Below are 495 nucleotides of genomic sequence, written 5' to 3' on the forward strand. Positions count from 1 at the left end.
CTGGTGGGCCAATCGCTGACCGCCAGTTTGCTGGAAGTCAACCCTGCTGCCAACAAGCTGGTGCTCTCCCAGCGAGTAGCGCGACAGGCTGAGAGCCTGGGAATCTACACCACCGGCCAGGTGGTGCGGGGCAAGGTCAGCGCCCTCAAGCCCTTTGGCGTTTTCGTGGAGCTGGAGGAGGGGGGCAGCGGGCTGTTGCACATCAAGCAGGTCAGCCAAAGCTTTGTTGCCTCCTTATCCGACTTGTTCCGGCCTGGTCAGCCGCTCAAGGCCGTGGTCATCGATGTGGATGAGGTCAAAGGGCGGATAGCGCTCTCTCTGCGGGTGTTGGAAAAATACCCCGGCGAGGTGTTAGAGCAACTGCCTCTCATTACCGAGGAAGCCGAAGAGCGGGCCAGCAAACTGAAGGGAAGAATCACGTCCGAGGGCAAGGTCATATGAACTACTCCACCGCGTAGGCGGGTGGGGGTTCCTCACCCGCTTGACAGCAGAGCT

At 60.4% G+C, this 495-nt stretch carries 1 protein-coding gene; it reads left to right on the forward strand.

The features are described from left to right. A partial coding sequence (locus tag NW835_RS10730; RefSeq protein WP_414415276.1) for a S1 RNA-binding domain-containing protein occupies positions 1 to 441 on the forward strand: 441 nt, incomplete at its 5' end. Positions 442 to 495: the final 54 nt, after the last annotated feature.

The sequence above is a fragment of the Synechococcus sp. OH2 genome (assembly GCF_047462155.1).
Taxonomy (GTDB): Bacteria; Cyanobacteriota; Cyanobacteriia; order Thermostichales; family Thermostichaceae; genus Thermostichus.